The 13769-nt window shown below is 43.8% G+C and carries 11 protein-coding genes and 5 tRNA genes; 1 reads left to right on the top strand and 15 read right to left on the bottom strand.

What is annotated here, in order from left to right; genetic code table 11:
* Positions 1 to 15: 15 nt before the first annotated feature.
* The 4 genes from HMPREF1535_RS16375 to HMPREF1535_RS16360 form a co-directional block, all read right to left on the bottom strand.
* Positions 16 to 103 (bottom strand) — tRNA-Ser (locus HMPREF1535_RS16375).
* 68 nt (positions 104 to 171) lie between these two features.
* Positions 172 to 256 (bottom strand) — tRNA-Ser (locus tag HMPREF1535_RS16370).
* Between the two features lie 200 nt (positions 257 to 456).
* Positions 457 to 1422 carry a helix-turn-helix domain-containing protein gene (locus tag HMPREF1535_RS16365; protein ID WP_046146860.1) on the bottom strand — a complete coding sequence of 322 codons (966 nt, stop codon included), beginning with the start codon at positions 1420 to 1422 and terminating at the stop codon, positions 457 to 459.
* 207 nt (positions 1423 to 1629) lie between these two features.
* Positions 1630 to 2595, bottom strand: a complete 966-nt coding sequence (locus HMPREF1535_RS16360; protein WP_046146859.1) for a helix-turn-helix domain-containing protein — start codon at positions 2593 to 2595, stop codon at positions 1630 to 1632.
* A gap of 682 nt (positions 2596 to 3277) precedes the next feature.
* Here HMPREF1535_RS16360 and HMPREF1535_RS16355 point away from each other — a divergent pair.
* Positions 3278 to 3796: a TlpA family protein disulfide reductase gene (locus HMPREF1535_RS16355; RefSeq protein WP_010803499.1), complete on the top strand. Its 519-nt coding sequence runs from the start codon at positions 3278 to 3280 to the stop codon at positions 3794 to 3796.
* Between the two features lie 14 nt (positions 3797 to 3810).
* On the opposite strand, the gene HMPREF1535_RS25855 is transcribed toward HMPREF1535_RS16355, so the two are convergent.
* The 11 genes from HMPREF1535_RS25855 to HMPREF1535_RS16305 all read right to left on the bottom strand — a co-directional run bounded on the left by HMPREF1535_RS25855 (position 3811) and on the right by HMPREF1535_RS16305 (position 13728).
* Positions 3811 to 3957 (bottom strand): hypothetical protein, encoded by a 147-nt coding sequence (locus HMPREF1535_RS25855; protein ID WP_154670879.1) that lies wholly within the window; start codon positions 3955 to 3957, stop codon positions 3811 to 3813.
* A 233-nt stretch (positions 3958 to 4190) separates the two neighbouring features.
* A tRNA-Leu gene (locus HMPREF1535_RS16350) sits at positions 4191 to 4274 on the bottom strand.
* Between the two features lie 3 nt (positions 4275 to 4277).
* Positions 4278 to 4362: transfer RNA gene (locus HMPREF1535_RS16345), tRNA-Leu, on the bottom strand.
* A 50-nt stretch (positions 4363 to 4412) separates the two neighbouring features.
* A tRNA-Gly gene (locus HMPREF1535_RS16340) sits at positions 4413 to 4485 on the bottom strand.
* A 134-nt stretch (positions 4486 to 4619) separates the two neighbouring features.
* Positions 4620 to 5447 carry a purine nucleoside phosphorylase I, inosine and guanosine-specific gene (locus tag HMPREF1535_RS16335; protein WP_046146858.1) on the bottom strand — a complete coding sequence of 276 codons (828 nt, stop codon included), beginning with the start codon at positions 5445 to 5447 and terminating at the stop codon, positions 4620 to 4622.
* Between the two features lie 233 nt (positions 5448 to 5680).
* Complete coding sequence (locus HMPREF1535_RS16330; protein WP_046146857.1) at positions 5681 to 6937, bottom strand: amidohydrolase; 1257 nt, start codon at positions 6935 to 6937, stop codon at positions 5681 to 5683.
* Positions 6934 to 8244 (bottom strand): DEAD/DEAH box helicase, encoded by a 1311-nt coding sequence (locus tag HMPREF1535_RS16325; protein ID WP_046146856.1) that lies wholly within the window; start codon positions 8242 to 8244, stop codon positions 6934 to 6936. Before HMPREF1535_RS16325 ends, HMPREF1535_RS16330 begins: the two co-directional genes overlap by 4 nt.
* The gene (locus tag HMPREF1535_RS16320; RefSeq protein ID WP_046146855.1) at positions 8241 to 9596 is read right to left on the bottom strand and encodes a dipeptidase; all 1356 of its coding nucleotides are present in this window, start codon (positions 9594 to 9596) and stop codon (positions 8241 to 8243) included. The genes HMPREF1535_RS16325 and HMPREF1535_RS16320 overlap by 4 nt, the downstream gene beginning before the upstream one ends.
* A 142-nt stretch (positions 9597 to 9738) precedes the next feature.
* A complete protein-coding gene (locus HMPREF1535_RS16315) occupies positions 9739 to 10899 on the bottom strand; it encodes a carboxymuconolactone decarboxylase family protein (RefSeq protein WP_046146854.1) in 1161 nt (386 codons plus the stop codon).
* A 107-nt stretch (positions 10900 to 11006) separates the two neighbouring features.
* Entirely contained in the window at positions 11007 to 11525 is a 519-nt protein-coding gene (locus HMPREF1535_RS16310; RefSeq protein ID WP_046146853.1) for a methylated-DNA--[protein]-cysteine S-methyltransferase, read from the bottom strand.
* A 193-nt stretch (positions 11526 to 11718) separates the two neighbouring features.
* Positions 11719 to 13728: an SUMF1/EgtB/PvdO family nonheme iron enzyme gene (locus tag HMPREF1535_RS16305; protein ID WP_046146852.1), complete on the bottom strand. Its 2010-nt coding sequence runs from the start codon at positions 13726 to 13728 to the stop codon at positions 11719 to 11721.
* Positions 13729 to 13769: the final 41 nt, after the last annotated feature.

Below are 13769 nucleotides of genomic sequence, written 5' to 3'. Positions count from 1 at the left end.
TCGCAGTACGGACTGCGGAGAGAGCGGGATTCGAACCCGCGAAACCCTTTAGGGGTTTACACGCTTTCCAGGCGTGCCTCTTCAACCACTCGAGCATCTCTCCTTTTGTGAAGAACGGAGAACATATAGCCCTCCATATATAATAAAAAAGCAGCTTTTATGCTGCTTCTGCGGAGAGATAGGGATTCGAACCCCAGGAACCTTTCAGTTCAACGGTTTTCAAGACCGCCGCAATCGACCACTCTGCCATCTCTCCAATAAATCAAAATTATCAACACCTCTTTAGAGGTTGCTTTTCAAAGCAGTTGACGTTTCTTGTTTACGGGTGCAAAAGTAGGTAAAAGATTTATACGCTCCAAATTTTGGATGCTTATTTTTATATCTTTTTTTACGATATCCAACATAAAACCACCTTTTTACAGGTAAGTTTCTGATACTCTTTATAGATAGAAAAGATCACAAATTTTGAATCAGTTCACGCTGTGCTTTAAAAAATGCGATCCTCTGCCTCTCACCACTGACTGAAATCATGATAGAAGAACGGATCAGGGCTCTTAACCATTTCCGCAACTTCTCGTAAGTCCCCTCATCCAGGGAGGCGACCGAACTGAGGATGAATGTTTTTATCAGGCTGATATGGTAGTTTTTTATCTGGACGCACCAATAACTCGTATCAAAATTCACACTCGATATATAGATAAAGACTTTATTCCCGGTCTCTTCAAAATAGCCGCGTGTTGCAAGTTTCTCCATTTCATCCAACAAATCCATCAGTTCATTCTTCAGATATTTTACATCCTCTTTCCCGATCAGATGAATACTCATAAAATAATTAATATCATTTACCAGATAATGAAATATCAACGGATCGAGTATGTAATATGAATGATGGATATGCCGTGCTTCTTCTACCCCGGCCAACTGTATTCCCAGAAAGCGGTCGGTGACCTCTATCTCTTCAAAACGCTTTGTTTTTCCTGGAGTTCCGCATTGGTACAACCACTTGAAAAGATAAAAACGTGAAATATATTTATATTTCATATAAAGCTGCTGAGGCAAGATATTCGTACAATCGATCAGTTCGGCCCTATCGTCTTCGCGTGCCAGACCTAATATATCGATATACTGATCCAGCATATCATAATCAGTCTCCATCGGATTCACAAAATCCACCAATTTCAATTGGAACGGCCTGCTTTTTGCAGTAACTGTACCGACTAGGTTATCCAATGATATTCCAAATGCATTCGCGATAGTGACGATCTCTGCAAATGTAAAAGCGACCTCTCCCCGTAAACGTCGGTAAACAGCTTCCTTCTCAATACATAACAAATCAACAAGCGCATTTACTAAATTCGTTTTTTGAGGAAATTCCTCTTTGATGGCATTTAGCAAATTATCATACAAAAGTTCTTTTTTCATGTTACAGAATTATAAGTCTTGATATTAGTGGATCTATAGTTTTCATGCAAAGATAAATAAGGAACCCATAAATTAACTGTCGGACAATCCGGTAAAGCATCTTTTAAAACCCAAAAAAGGCTAACAAAACAAACAAACATTGAATCTTGGTTGCTGATAAAAGTCGTATTCTCAGTTAATAATCTATAATATCCTTTTTCACAAAACCTATAAGGCTTTAATAATGGAACGTTGTTTCTCAAAAAAGCGGATACGCTGCCTGGCACCACTCACGGAGATCATTGTCGACGATCGGATCACAGCCTGGAGCCATCCCGATATCCGTTCATACATCTGACGGTCCAAAGAAACGACAGCATTCAGAGTAAAGGCTCTTATCAGGCTGACACGTAAATGTTTCACCTCCACACACCGGTAGCTGGTATCGAAATTCGTACTCGATATATAAAAATAGACACTGTTTCCGGTATCATCAAACTTTCCTTTTATTGCCAACAGTTCCATATCATCCAAAAATTGCAACAGCTCTTTTTTCAGCAACTGCAAATCCTCTTTTCCCAGCAAATTGACACTCATAAAATAATTGATATCATTGGCCAGATAACAAAAGATCAACGGATCCCATATATAAAACGTCTGGCTGATAAGTTTTGCGGCCGCAACGCTCCTCTCCTGTATCTTTTCCAGACTTTGAGTCGGATAAACGTCTTTAAAACAAAGTTTCCTGTCAAGGTCCTTATTCTGATAGATCCATTTAAAAAGGAAAAAGCGCGATATATTTTTATATGCCAGATAAAGAGACTGGGGCAAAACGCCGGAGCAATCCATGACTTTCGATTTTTTATCCTCTTTTCCCTGGTTATGGATATAAATATAATGTTCCAGCATCTCATAATCGATCTCACCGGAGTCAACATATTCAATCAGCCTCAACTGGAAAGGCCTGCTATGAACATACCGGGCTCCCACCTGGTTATCAAGAGAGATTCCAAGCGTACTCGCAATAACAGCTATCTCAGAGAAAGAAAATGCCACTTCACCGCGCAGCCGTCGATATACTGCTTCTTTCTCCAGATTTAACAGATCCGCAAGCGTATTCGTCAGTATTCCCCGGTTGGGTATTTTTCCCCTGATAGCATCCAGTATATTATCATACAATAAATCTCTTTTCATAGTTTTATCCTTTCCATGCCAGCCTGGTTATTACCTGCTTTCATGCTTATTATTACAAATATAAAGATCTATTCTCCCTAAAACCAGACGATATGAAATAAAGCCGGCATTTTTTATGATGTTTTCAGGCATTACATATCCATCCAATCCGCACATAATCAAATAATAAAATAAACAAGTACCGATTTACGGCAATTGCCATTCAGAAAAGCATAAACCGGCAAAAAAAGAGAAATAAGCGATCTGGCAAGACAAAAACAGTCGGTTCCTTTCCGTCGTACGCCAATAACACCTTTTATAAATAAAGAGAAATACCCAGTTCTCCATTTTACATCAGGCTTACAACATAATACTTGTTATCAGGCAAATACAAGTAAATTAAAAAACATACATTTACTTTTGTAAATATGGCAAAACTTGTACTTTAAACCGTCCCAAGATGTGAACTCAGACAGGATTACAGCATCCTCATATAATGTACATAGGAATGTGAATCCGAATCAGTTACAAATAACCAAAACATTCTCGGTAATAAAATGAAAATTGCAGCGGTAAAAGGGGATGCTGCTAAAAGGGGTTGTCCGTTCTGACGACAGGTTGTGAAATCTACAAAACGGCAGCTCCTTTTCTTTCAGGGATTCAAATACATTCATTATCTTCGTAAACTAAAACAATTAAATATATGCATATCACAAAAATTCTTTCATTTATAGTCACTATGACCTTCCTTCTCTTTTCCTGTATAAAGGATGACGAGAGCGAAACTATTAATTATATCAATGTCAACAGCCAGATCCCTACATTTGCAGTCGAAGATACAGCCGGAAACACATTCAGCTCCAAACAGTTCATCGGAAAACAATCCTTACTGGTATTCTTCGGAACTTACTGTCCGGATTGCAAACAGGTTCTGCCGGTTATAGAAGAGGTCTGGAAAGAACTGAAAGACGACCCCAGATTCCTGCTGGTAACGATTTCCCGGAAAGAAACAGCCGAAGTTGTTTCCAATTACTGGAAAGAGAATCAATTCACAATGCCATTCTACCTGGATACCCGCGGTGAGGTTTTCTCCCTCTTCGCCAACAATACGATTCCCCGGATATATATTATCAATCCGGATAACGAAGTCGTCTGGATGGCTGTTGAGTCTTTGGATATTTCAGCAAAAGAACTAATTCAAAAGATCAAGGGTTTGAAATAAAGCAAGGCACACCATCATTCTTTCATAACAATCCGTACAGGACCTAACAAACCGGATTCCAATAAAGGAGAATCTTCGGTATAATGGGTAAATGTAGCGAAGGTATATCTGTCGCCCGGTCTTTTTTCATTTTCGATCAAATTAAAAAGGTTGTTATCCATATTTCATGATATGCAAATATATCGAATCCGAATCAGTCTTATTTTTACAAATTTGACTTTATATCTCTAAAAAATGACAGTTCTTATATAAATCATTACGGATTCATCTACAGAAGACGTATTATGCAGTAAATGTGGTTTATACTAAATAAAAATTGTCCATATAACAGCTTCAAGCAATATGCTCTTAACTAATTACATGGACAATTATTATTTCTATTCTTTACGAAATGTGCGCAGAATGAGACTCGAACTCACACACCGGAACCGGCACTACCCCCTCAAAGTAGCGTGTCTACCAATTTCACCATCTGCGCGAATGGTGCCCAGAACAGGACTCGAACCTGCACGCCTTGCGACACACGCACCTGAAACGTGCGCGTCTACCAATTCCGCCACCTGGGCATTTTCCATTACATAAAAAAGGCGGCCTCTTACCGCGCTTATTATTTATGAGCGGAAGACGGGACTCGAACCCGCGACCCTAACCTTGGCAAGGTTATGCTCTACCAACTGAGCTACTTCCGCGATAACGGGTGCAAAGATAGAGGTATTTTTTTATTTTCCAAAACCGGAAGATACTTTTTTTATACTATTTTTTCCTTACTCACCCGTTCAAATTTCTATCTTATTTTAACACAGCAACTTTCATCCCGAAAAAATCAGATACAGGAAACGAGTTCACTGAATAAAGTTGTCATTACTACCGCAGCCTTGTTGGCAGCTACGATTACATCCGCTCCGTCATTCACAAAATCGTCGGCAAAATGATAACCTTCATTCGTAATCACCGACATTCCGAACACCCTTAATCCTGCATGGCGAGCTACGATTACTTCCGGAACCGTACTCATTCCAATCGCATCACCTCCTACCCGGCCATAAAAAGCATATTCGGAGGGTGTTTCAAAAGAAGGACCGGTCAGACCAACATACACACCTTTTTTCAAAGGAATATTATGAGAAGCTGCAATCTCTTCCACCAAACGGACAAACTCACGGTCATAAGCACGGGTCATATCCGGGAAACGAGTACCGAACAATTCATTATTCGGACCTATCAACGGATTAGGCATCATATTTATATGATCACGGATAATCATCAGGTCACCAACTTTGAAAGTGTTATTTATTCCACCGGCAGCATTCGACACCAAAAGATTCTTTATACCCAACAGTTTCATCACACGAACGGGAAATGTCACCTGTTGCATGGAATACCCTTCATAATAATGAAAACGACCCTGCATAGCCAGAACTTGCTTACCTCCCAGTTTGCCGCAAATAAAATTACCTTTATGACCGGCAGCCGTAGAATGCATAAAATGAGGAATCTCTGCATACGGAATTACAATGGCATCCTGTATCCGGTCTGCCAGTGAACCTAATCCGCTGCCGAGAATAATAGCCGTTTCCGGATTTCCGGTGATGCGTGCAGCTATAAATGCCGCTGCCTCCTGATATTGTTCGTTTGTATAACTTGTATTCATAGCATCATAAATTTATTTCAATATAATAATCTCCTTGAAATGCCATTACGACAGAAACGTATCTTTATAAAGACTTTTCTGTCATACCTACCTCTAAATTCATTTAGACCTAGGTGTAAATAGATTTAGAGGTAGGTGTAAATTATTTTAGACGTACGTCTTTTACAAAAGACATTATGAACTTTTCCTGAAAAGCTACTGATGATATAAAACAATCACCGGCAACTTAAAAGTTATCTTTTCATTAAATTGTAGGCTATTTGTGCCGCGCGTTCCATTATCTCCTCTTCACCCGGTACTTTCTTATCCTGCATCAGGATTTTTCCGTCACAAATAACGGTATCGATGCAGTTACCGTTTGCAGCATAGACAAGGTTGGATATGAAATTGAAATTCGGAGTAAATGCCGGCATATTCAAATCTACCAAAGAAAGGTCTGCCAGGTAACCTTCTGCTATCCGTCCGGCTTTTAAGCCAGCAAAAGAGGCTCCGGCTTCCGTGGCGGAATGGAATATTTCATCGGCTGTAACGGCTTCCGGGTCTTTCCGCCAGACTTTTCCCAACAGGGAGGCCAGCTTCATCGCTTCCACCATATCGAGATTATTGGACGACGAACAACCGTCAGTACCCAGACCGACAGTGATGCCGACTTCACGCATTTCCTTAAATTTGAAGTGCATGCCGGAAGCCAGTTTCATATTGGAGGCCGGATTATGAGCGACCTTCACTCCATGGTCTGCCAGCATACGGATTTCATCCGCATCTACATAGATACCGTGGGAAATCAACAGCCGGGGAGACAATACACCCAACTTATATAAATACCGGACAGGAGTCGCCCCGAACTGCTTTACAGAGTTCTCCACTTCCCCTTCCGTTTCTGCCAGATGCAGTTGGATTGGCACGTTATGTTCTTTTGCAAAAGTATCCGCCCATTGCAGCAACTCACCGGAAACCGTATAGATGGCGTGCGGACCTACGGAGAAATGTATCCGTTTATCGTATCTGTCCATCTCTTTATACAACTTCTGAATGGTCTGTTTGCTTTTCTCCGCCAACTCTGGTTGGAAATGGTCGAAACAGGCACTGGAAATGACTGCCCGGATTCCCATCTCTTCAACAGCCTCTGCCGTAGCATGAAACTTATGATACATGTCGAAGAAAGTAGTCGTTCCGCTTTTTATCATTTCCAGACAAGCCAGTTTAGCTCCCCAGAAAACATCTTCTTTCGTCAGTTTCGCTTCATTGGGCCATATCTTTTCTTCCAGCCAGGGCATTAAAGGCATATCGTCTCCAAAGCCGCGGAACAAAGTCATAGCCGCATGTGTATGCGTATTGACAAATCCTGGAATAGCAGCCTTACGACTACCGTCAATTACTTTATCGGCGGCAACAGACAGGCCGGGACCTATCTGTTTGATGTATTTGTTTTCTATATAAATATCGGTAGCAACGCCATTCAGTTCTACCCCTTTAATCAGCAGCTTCATATAAACTTAGCTTTCATATTTTTTATTTTCTCATCACGGATACGCGCCAGCAAACCCTCTTTCTTATCACGTTTTACTGCGGCGTAGGCGCAACTTTCCTTGACTTCTACAACGCCTAAATCATCTTTGTCTAATCCGCCTTTCTGGAACAGGAAACCGACTACGTCCTTCTTACTCAACTTATCCCGTTTACCGCGGTTAATGGTCAATGTAACCCATTCCGAACGGAGCGGTTTTTTGGCCTTCTCCGGCAGGAAGAATTCATCCGGTTCACGGGTAATATATTCGGGAACAGTCTCTATCTCATTCAGTATCATAAAGGCATTTCCTTCCGCATTCATACGGGCCGTACGTCCGTTTCTGTGGATAAAGGCTTCTTCATTGATGGGAAGATGGTAATGAATCACATTCTTTACTTCCGGAATGTCCAGTCCACGGGATGCCAGGTCGGTAGAGATAAAAACGGATGCACTGCCATTACGGAAAAGCGACAACGCCCGTTCGCGTTCCGGCTGTTCCATACCTCCGTGAAAGTATTCATTATCCACTCCCATTTCTGTCAGATAATTGCTGACACGTTCCACTGATTCACGCTGGTTACAAAACACCAGGGCAGACTCGCCTTTCAACTCTCCAAGCAATTTATACAATGTCTCCAGCTTATCCTTAACCGGCGATTTCACGATACGCAGAGTCAGACCTTTCGCCTCTTTCACGCCGGTCAGGAACGACAGGCGGACAGGCGATGTAATACCGGTAAAGGAAGGAATTTCCACCGCTTCGGTTGCTGAAGTCAACACTCTGCGACGCACTCCGGGAAGATGTGAGAGAATCTCTTTCATCTCATCCTGAAAGCCCAGTTCCAGAGACTTGTCGAATTCGTCCAGAATCAATGTACGGACGGTATCCAGATTAATATTCCCCCGTTCCAGATGGTCGAGGATTCGTCCGGGCGTACCGATAAGCACCGTTGGCGGATGCTCCAGACTTTTCTTTTCTGTCCGGATAGGATGGCCGCCGTAACAGCAGTTCACCTTATATCCGGCTCCGAGCGAACGGAATACCGTCTCTATCTGTAAAGCCAATTCACGAGACGGGGCGATGATAAGCGCTTGTATCTTCTTATCCTCATTCGTCAGTGTAGTAAGTAAGGGCAGCAGGAAAGCCAGGGTTTTACCCGACCCCGTGGGACTGAGCAACACCATATCCTTTGTCGTTCCGGCATCAAGCACGGCCTGCTGCATTTCATTCAATGCCTCGATACCTGTATTCGACAGGGCACGGGCTATCACTTCGTTTTGTATCATTTATATTCTTTATAAAATTCAGCAACCGATTCAATCCCTTTATAGAAGAAGTCGAGCGTGCAACTTTCATTAGGAGAATGAATAGCGTTCTGTTCAAGTCCGAAACCCATCAAGACGGTTTTTATACCTAATACCTGCTCAAAGGTGGAGATGATAGGAATACTTCCTCCGCGACGTACTGCCAACGGTTTCTTGCCAAAAGCAACCGTGCAAGCCTTTTCCGCTGCCTGATAAGCCGGAAGGTCAATCGGACAAACATACCCCTGTCCACCGTGTTTCGGCGTGACTTTTACCTTAACAGACGCAGGAGCCACCTGGTTTATGTAATCTTCAAACATTTTTGATATTTTGGAATGTTCCTGATGCGGAACCAGGCGACAGGACACTTTTGCATAGGCTTTGGACGGAAGCACCGTTTTACTGCCCTCTTCCGTATAACCGCCCCAGATTCCACAAATATCGAACGACGGACGGCAACTGTTTCTTTCCAGCGTCGAATAACCTTTTTCACCGGACAAGGCATCCACACCGATAGCAGCCTTATATTTCGCTTCATCAAACGGGATTTGTGCAATCATTTCTCGTTCGGCAGGAGACACTTCTTCTACATCATCATAGAAACCGGGAATCGTGATACGTCCGTCGGCATCGATAATATCGGCCATCAGTTTACATAATACATTAATAGGATTAGCCACTGCCCCACCGAAATGACCGGAATGCAAATCACGGTTTGGGCCGGTCACTTCAATTTCCCAGTAAGCCAAACCACGCAGGCCGGTCGTCAACGACGGTGTTTCGGCATTTACCATGCTGGTGTCGGATACCAGAATCACATCGGCCTTCAATAAGTCTTTATGTTCACAGCAGAAGGTTTCAAGGCTGGGAGAACCGATCTCCTCCTCTCCTTCGAAGATAAACTTCACATTGCACTTCAGCAGGTCGAGCTTCAAGGCTGTTTCAAAGCCTTTTACCTGCATCATAGACTGTCCTTTATCATCGTCCGCACCACGAGCCCAGATACGGCCATCACGTATTTCGGGTTCAAACGGTTGGCTTTTCCATAAGTTCAACGGCTCAGCCGGCATTACATCATAATGGGCATAAACAAGCACGGTCCTGGCATCGGGCGAAATCATCTTTTCGCCATATACGACCGGATTGCCTTCCGTCGGTATCACCACGGCTTTATCCGCTCCGGACGATAGTAACAGTTCCGTCCAGCGCTGGGCACAAGCCTGCATATCAGGTTTATGCTCTTGTTTGGCACTGATAGAAGAAATACGGATTAAACTGAACAACTCTTCCAGAAAGCGTTCTTTATTGGATTCGATATACGATTTTACTGACATAAAACAGAAGATTTAATTTTAAATTTAACGTTTTTATTTAAGGTTACAAGTTTACGAATAAATTACTTAAATCCCCATTTTATTGTCATATAAAATATAGTAAGATGTTAATGTAACGTCAGTTTTGTATAGCGATAAAAGCCTATTTTATTTTCAGCCCGGGAAGCAAGGGAGTTGTATCCGTCAGTTCCAGTTCCTCAACCATAGATAAAGTTCCCTGTTTGTATTTCTGGAAATGAGGCGTTTGGATATGCTTTTCATAAGCCTCCCGGTCTGCATAGATTTCAAGGATTGTTATTTTATTCGGTTGCTTTTTATCGGCCGTGGCATATAAAGTAAGTACGCCCGGTTCCAGGCGCATGGAGGCTTCAATCTCTTCTTTCAGGTAAGCATTATATGCATCCAATTGTGCCGGGTCTACAGTAATTTTGGAGAGGCGGACCAGGTTATTTGCCGGACTTACGGCAGATGCTTCCTTTATTATTTTCAAGGCCTTTATTGCCGGCGGGAAACCGATATACGGAAGACATTGTATGACTGCCGCCACAACCGTCTCCTTACTGTTACCTGCATTCAGATTTCCCTGAAAATGAGAACGAAGCTGGCTGTCGGCTCCCAATGTCGTCAGGACACAATATCCCAGTAACTCACGTGTCTTGAGGTCAAGTCCGCCACGGGTATACATATCACCGAAACAATATTCTGTCAGGAAACGTTCCACATCGTCACCCATCTCCCCCGGAATATCTTCCATCACCTGGCTGATACCGCCGGGATAAAGCCGGTCTTGCACAGCCGCCCCTTTTTCATGACGGTTTTCTTCCGTAACCGTGCCTTGTTTTTCCAATGGCAAGGAAATGTCCCGTTCTTTAAATACTTCGTTAATGACGGTCAGCGCGTTCAAGGTTTTGGGAAAACCGATAAACGGAGCGCATGAATAAATAGCTTCACGAAGTTCAACAGGAGTAACTCCCACATTCAATGCCGCCCCTGCGTGTGCCTTCAGCTGGGGCAAAGTCTGCATAGTTGCTAATGTAACACAGGTTATCATTTCACGGGTCTTTATATCCAGTTCTCCCGTGCGGAATACTTCTCCGAAAATAAACTTCTGAAGAATATCCATCATTTCCGGGTCAGTTCCCAGCCCGGTCAGGGCTTCGCCACCGAATAAAGTGGTATAATTCTTTTTACATAATTCAATCCTATCCATATCTTTTTCTGTTTTAAGGTCCGAAACATTCTGGGCAATAGCAGGCATTAAGCCTGATACGATGAATACCAATGTTAACAATTTACGTTTCATATCTTTCTGTTTTACTGATGTTGCAAAGCTAAAGAAACCGGACCGTTTCGATTGTAGACGGATTACAGATAAATATACCTAAATTACAGATGAGAGATTGGTAAATATCAGAAGAGTCTGCCAGAGGATTCCAAATCGAGCAACCACTGTTTGGCAGGCAGGCCACCGGCATATCCAACCAGCTTTTGGTTACTCCCGATAACACGATGGCAAGGAACAAGTATCGAAATGGAATTTGCACCATTAGCAGCAGCCACAGCACGAATAGCTTTCAGTTTACCCAAATCCTGCGACAAAGTAGCATAAGAGACCGTTTTCCCATAAGGGATATTCAATAACGCATTCCAGACTGTTTTCTGAAAATCAGTACCGGCAAATAGCAACGGGACGTCGAACTCCGTTCTTTTTCCGGCAAAATATTCATCCAGCTGGGCAACTGCCCGGACAATCACTTCGGATTCACCTGTTTCATAGCGGGCATGCAATACCTTTTGCAGCCGCCGGTCAATCAGTGCCCTACGGTTCTCATCCATCCAGTCGCACAAACAAAGTTTGCCGTCCAGCGAACCCAGTATCAATTCTCCGCAAGGAGACTGATAGTTTTGTATCCAAATAATATTTTCCATACTTTAGTTCTTTATTTTGCAAATATAAGGAGTTTATAAATAGATAATAACCCAAATCTAAATTACCTTTATCACTTTCCGAACAAAAAAAGGTCGTTACTCTCGCCAAAGAGTTGGGAGTGGTTCTGGACGAATACTTCGACGGATATATCGAGCCATACAACCGTAATCAATTCACAATCAGAGTTATCACTTAAAATGAATACCCTGTATCTTTTACCAGCCATGGCAGGTTGAAACGGTAATGGTTACGACTGCTTACCAGATGTATCATTCCATCCGGCGATTGCGTACCGGCCAGATAACCGCGGGGTTCCGCATGGTTCCCGTCCATTTCAAAGAAACCGGTCCAGGCGCCTCCATCCATAAAACGTTCTTTGCCATCGGTCAGCAATTTCTTAACAGGCCATGTCTTTCCATCGTCGAAGGAAAGGGCGGCATACATTCCGTAACCGGTATATTCCTTGCCGTCCTTATCTTTAAAGGTCATACCATTCAATCCATTTTTCAGACGGAAAGGATGGTTCGTGAAAGAGACTAGCAAAACAGGTCCTTCCTGTAAACGCATCAATACCAGACGCTGACCACCATCAATCGGGGGAAATTCAGAAGCGCTGTATGTCCAGGTGCGTCCGTTATCTTCCGACAGGCTCATGGGCATCCGTTCCAGACCGTCTTTATCGACAATGCCGTCACCACGTCCGAATGCCATAAAACGGCCGTCGGACAGTTGCACTACTCCGGCATGGATTCCGGCAATAGTACCGCCCGAAGCACCTGCTTCAAACTTACCCGGATTGGTTTTGCCCATATCTTCCCAGGTCAGACCGTTATCCTTGCTGATATGCAATGCCGTGCCGCCATTGCTCCTGGGAGTTGCGTCGGCGGCTTGTACCAGCCAACCTTCCTTAGTGCGGAAAGAACCGGCTATCACCTGATGCCGCCTGGCATGCTCAGGGGCGATGATACGCGGACGACTCCAGGTTGCACCGTTATCCGTGCTTGTCCGCATGACCATAGCGAGGGTTTCCCAGGTACCGGCAGCTTCCACCCCATTTATATGGACGAGTGTACCCTTATTATTCAGCAGGGAAGAACCGGTCATATTCCGGTCAGGCACCTTGAAGAACTCGTGCGGCTCGCTCCATTCGGTACTGCCTTTCTTCAGGCGGCTTTCCAGAATCACCATCTCCCTACCCGATTCTTCGTCGCATGTAAACCAGATAGCCAACAAATCCCCGTTATCACACCAGGTTATGGCAGGGCAATGGTTATGCTTGTAGAACGGGACGCCGGAAGAACATTCGGGCGTTTTCACATAGACGAGAGGTTCACCGAAGAAAGGTGTTTTCAAAGGAGCGTCCCAGCTATGTTTCTGCTGTGATATATGCTCTTGCAGGGTCGGTCCGGCCACAGGAAGCGGCTGGGTTTTAGGCATATCGGCCTGCACCACCCGGAAGCCGGTGAGCCAGTGTTTATCTTCAGGTATCATCGCCATACGGTTGGCGGAACGCAGGAATCTTTCCGGAGTGCTATGGCTTCCGCCACGTGTCACTTTATATAATCCGTCAGAACGGCCCACCGGATCTGTTTGCGGTAATGCTTCGTAAGGTCCATACCAGTCGCTGCACCATTCTTCTACATTTCCGTGCATATCGTGCAGTCCGAAAGGATTGGCAGGAGTTTTGCCTACCTGAAGGCTGATCGTAGAATCCGTTCCCCAGACATTTTGCTGGTTCTTATGATACACGCCATGAAGTCCGTCGTCCATCCAGAAATTCCAGTAGGACCCGGCACGGCAAGCATATTCCCATTCGGCTTCGGTTGGCAGACGATACGTCTTCCCTTCCTTTTCCGAAAGCCAGTCACAGAATGCTTTCGCCTCGTGATAGTTCACATAAATAACAGCTTCGTCATCTTCTTTCGAAAGGCCGTACTTTCCCCGTAAGTTCTTATGGGAAGGGTCAAAACGCTCGTACTGAGCATTTGTCACTTCGGTCGTTCCCATCAAAAAAGGGTTTGTGATCGTTACCGGATGAATCGGTGCTTCATCATAATCTTCTCCCCATCCGTGGCTTCCCATGTGGAAAGAGCCGGCCGGAATCCGGGCAAATTGCATTCCCAGGCTATTCGTTTCCTGGGCATTCGTAGTAAAGGCGCCTAATACAAAAAGGCAATAACATAAGATAGCAGCGTTTCTCATTTTGATTCGTTTTTCCATATTCCGGAATAAAGATACATATA

The organism is Parabacteroides goldsteinii DSM 19448 = WAL 12034 (assembly GCF_000969835.1).
Taxonomy (GTDB): domain Bacteria; phylum Bacteroidota; class Bacteroidia; order Bacteroidales; family Tannerellaceae; genus Parabacteroides; species Parabacteroides goldsteinii.
Note: the sequence above shows the minus strand (reverse complement) of the source record. Positions and strands in the feature narration are given on the sequence as shown.

What these genes read in the sequence shown, in the direction of transcription:
- HMPREF1535_RS16330 (WP_046146857.1), bottom strand. Translation starts at nt 6,937, where the DNA reads ATGAAGCTGCTGATTAAAGGGGTAGAACTGAATGGCGTTGCTACCGAT.
- HMPREF1535_RS16325 (WP_046146856.1), bottom strand. Translation starts at nt 8,244, where the DNA reads ATGATACAAAACGAAGTGATAGCCCGTGCCCTGTCGAATACAGGTATC.
- HMPREF1535_RS16355 (WP_010803499.1), top strand. Translation starts at nt 3,278, where the DNA reads ATGCATATCACAAAAATTCTTTCATTTATAGTCACTATGACCTTCCTT.
- HMPREF1535_RS16305 (WP_046146852.1), bottom strand. Translation starts at nt 13,728, where the DNA reads ATGAGAAACGCTGCTATCTTATGTTATTGCCTTTTTGTATTAGGCGCC.
- HMPREF1535_RS16320 (WP_046146855.1), bottom strand. Translation starts at nt 9,596, where the DNA reads ATGTCAGTAAAATCGTATATCGAATCCAATAAAGAACGCTTTCTGGAA.
- HMPREF1535_RS16335 (WP_046146858.1), bottom strand. Translation starts at nt 5,447, where the DNA reads ATGAATACAAGTTATACAAACGAACAATATCAGGAGGCAGCGGCATTT.
- HMPREF1535_RS16360 (WP_046146859.1), bottom strand. Translation starts at nt 2,595, where the DNA reads ATGAAAAGAGATTTATTGTATGATAATATACTGGATGCTATCAGGGGA.
- HMPREF1535_RS16365 (WP_046146860.1), bottom strand. Translation starts at nt 1,422, where the DNA reads ATGAAAAAAGAACTTTTGTATGATAATTTGCTAAATGCCATCAAAGAG.
- HMPREF1535_RS25855 (WP_154670879.1), bottom strand. Translation starts at nt 3,957, where the DNA reads ATGGATAACAACCTTTTTAATTTGATCGAAAATGAAAAAAGACCGGGC.
- HMPREF1535_RS16310 (WP_046146853.1), bottom strand. Translation starts at nt 11,525, where the DNA reads ATGGAAAATATTATTTGGATACAAAACTATCAGTCTCCTTGCGGAGAA.
- HMPREF1535_RS16315 (WP_046146854.1), bottom strand. Translation starts at nt 10,899, where the DNA reads ATGAAACGTAAATTGTTAACATTGGTATTCATCGTATCAGGCTTAATG.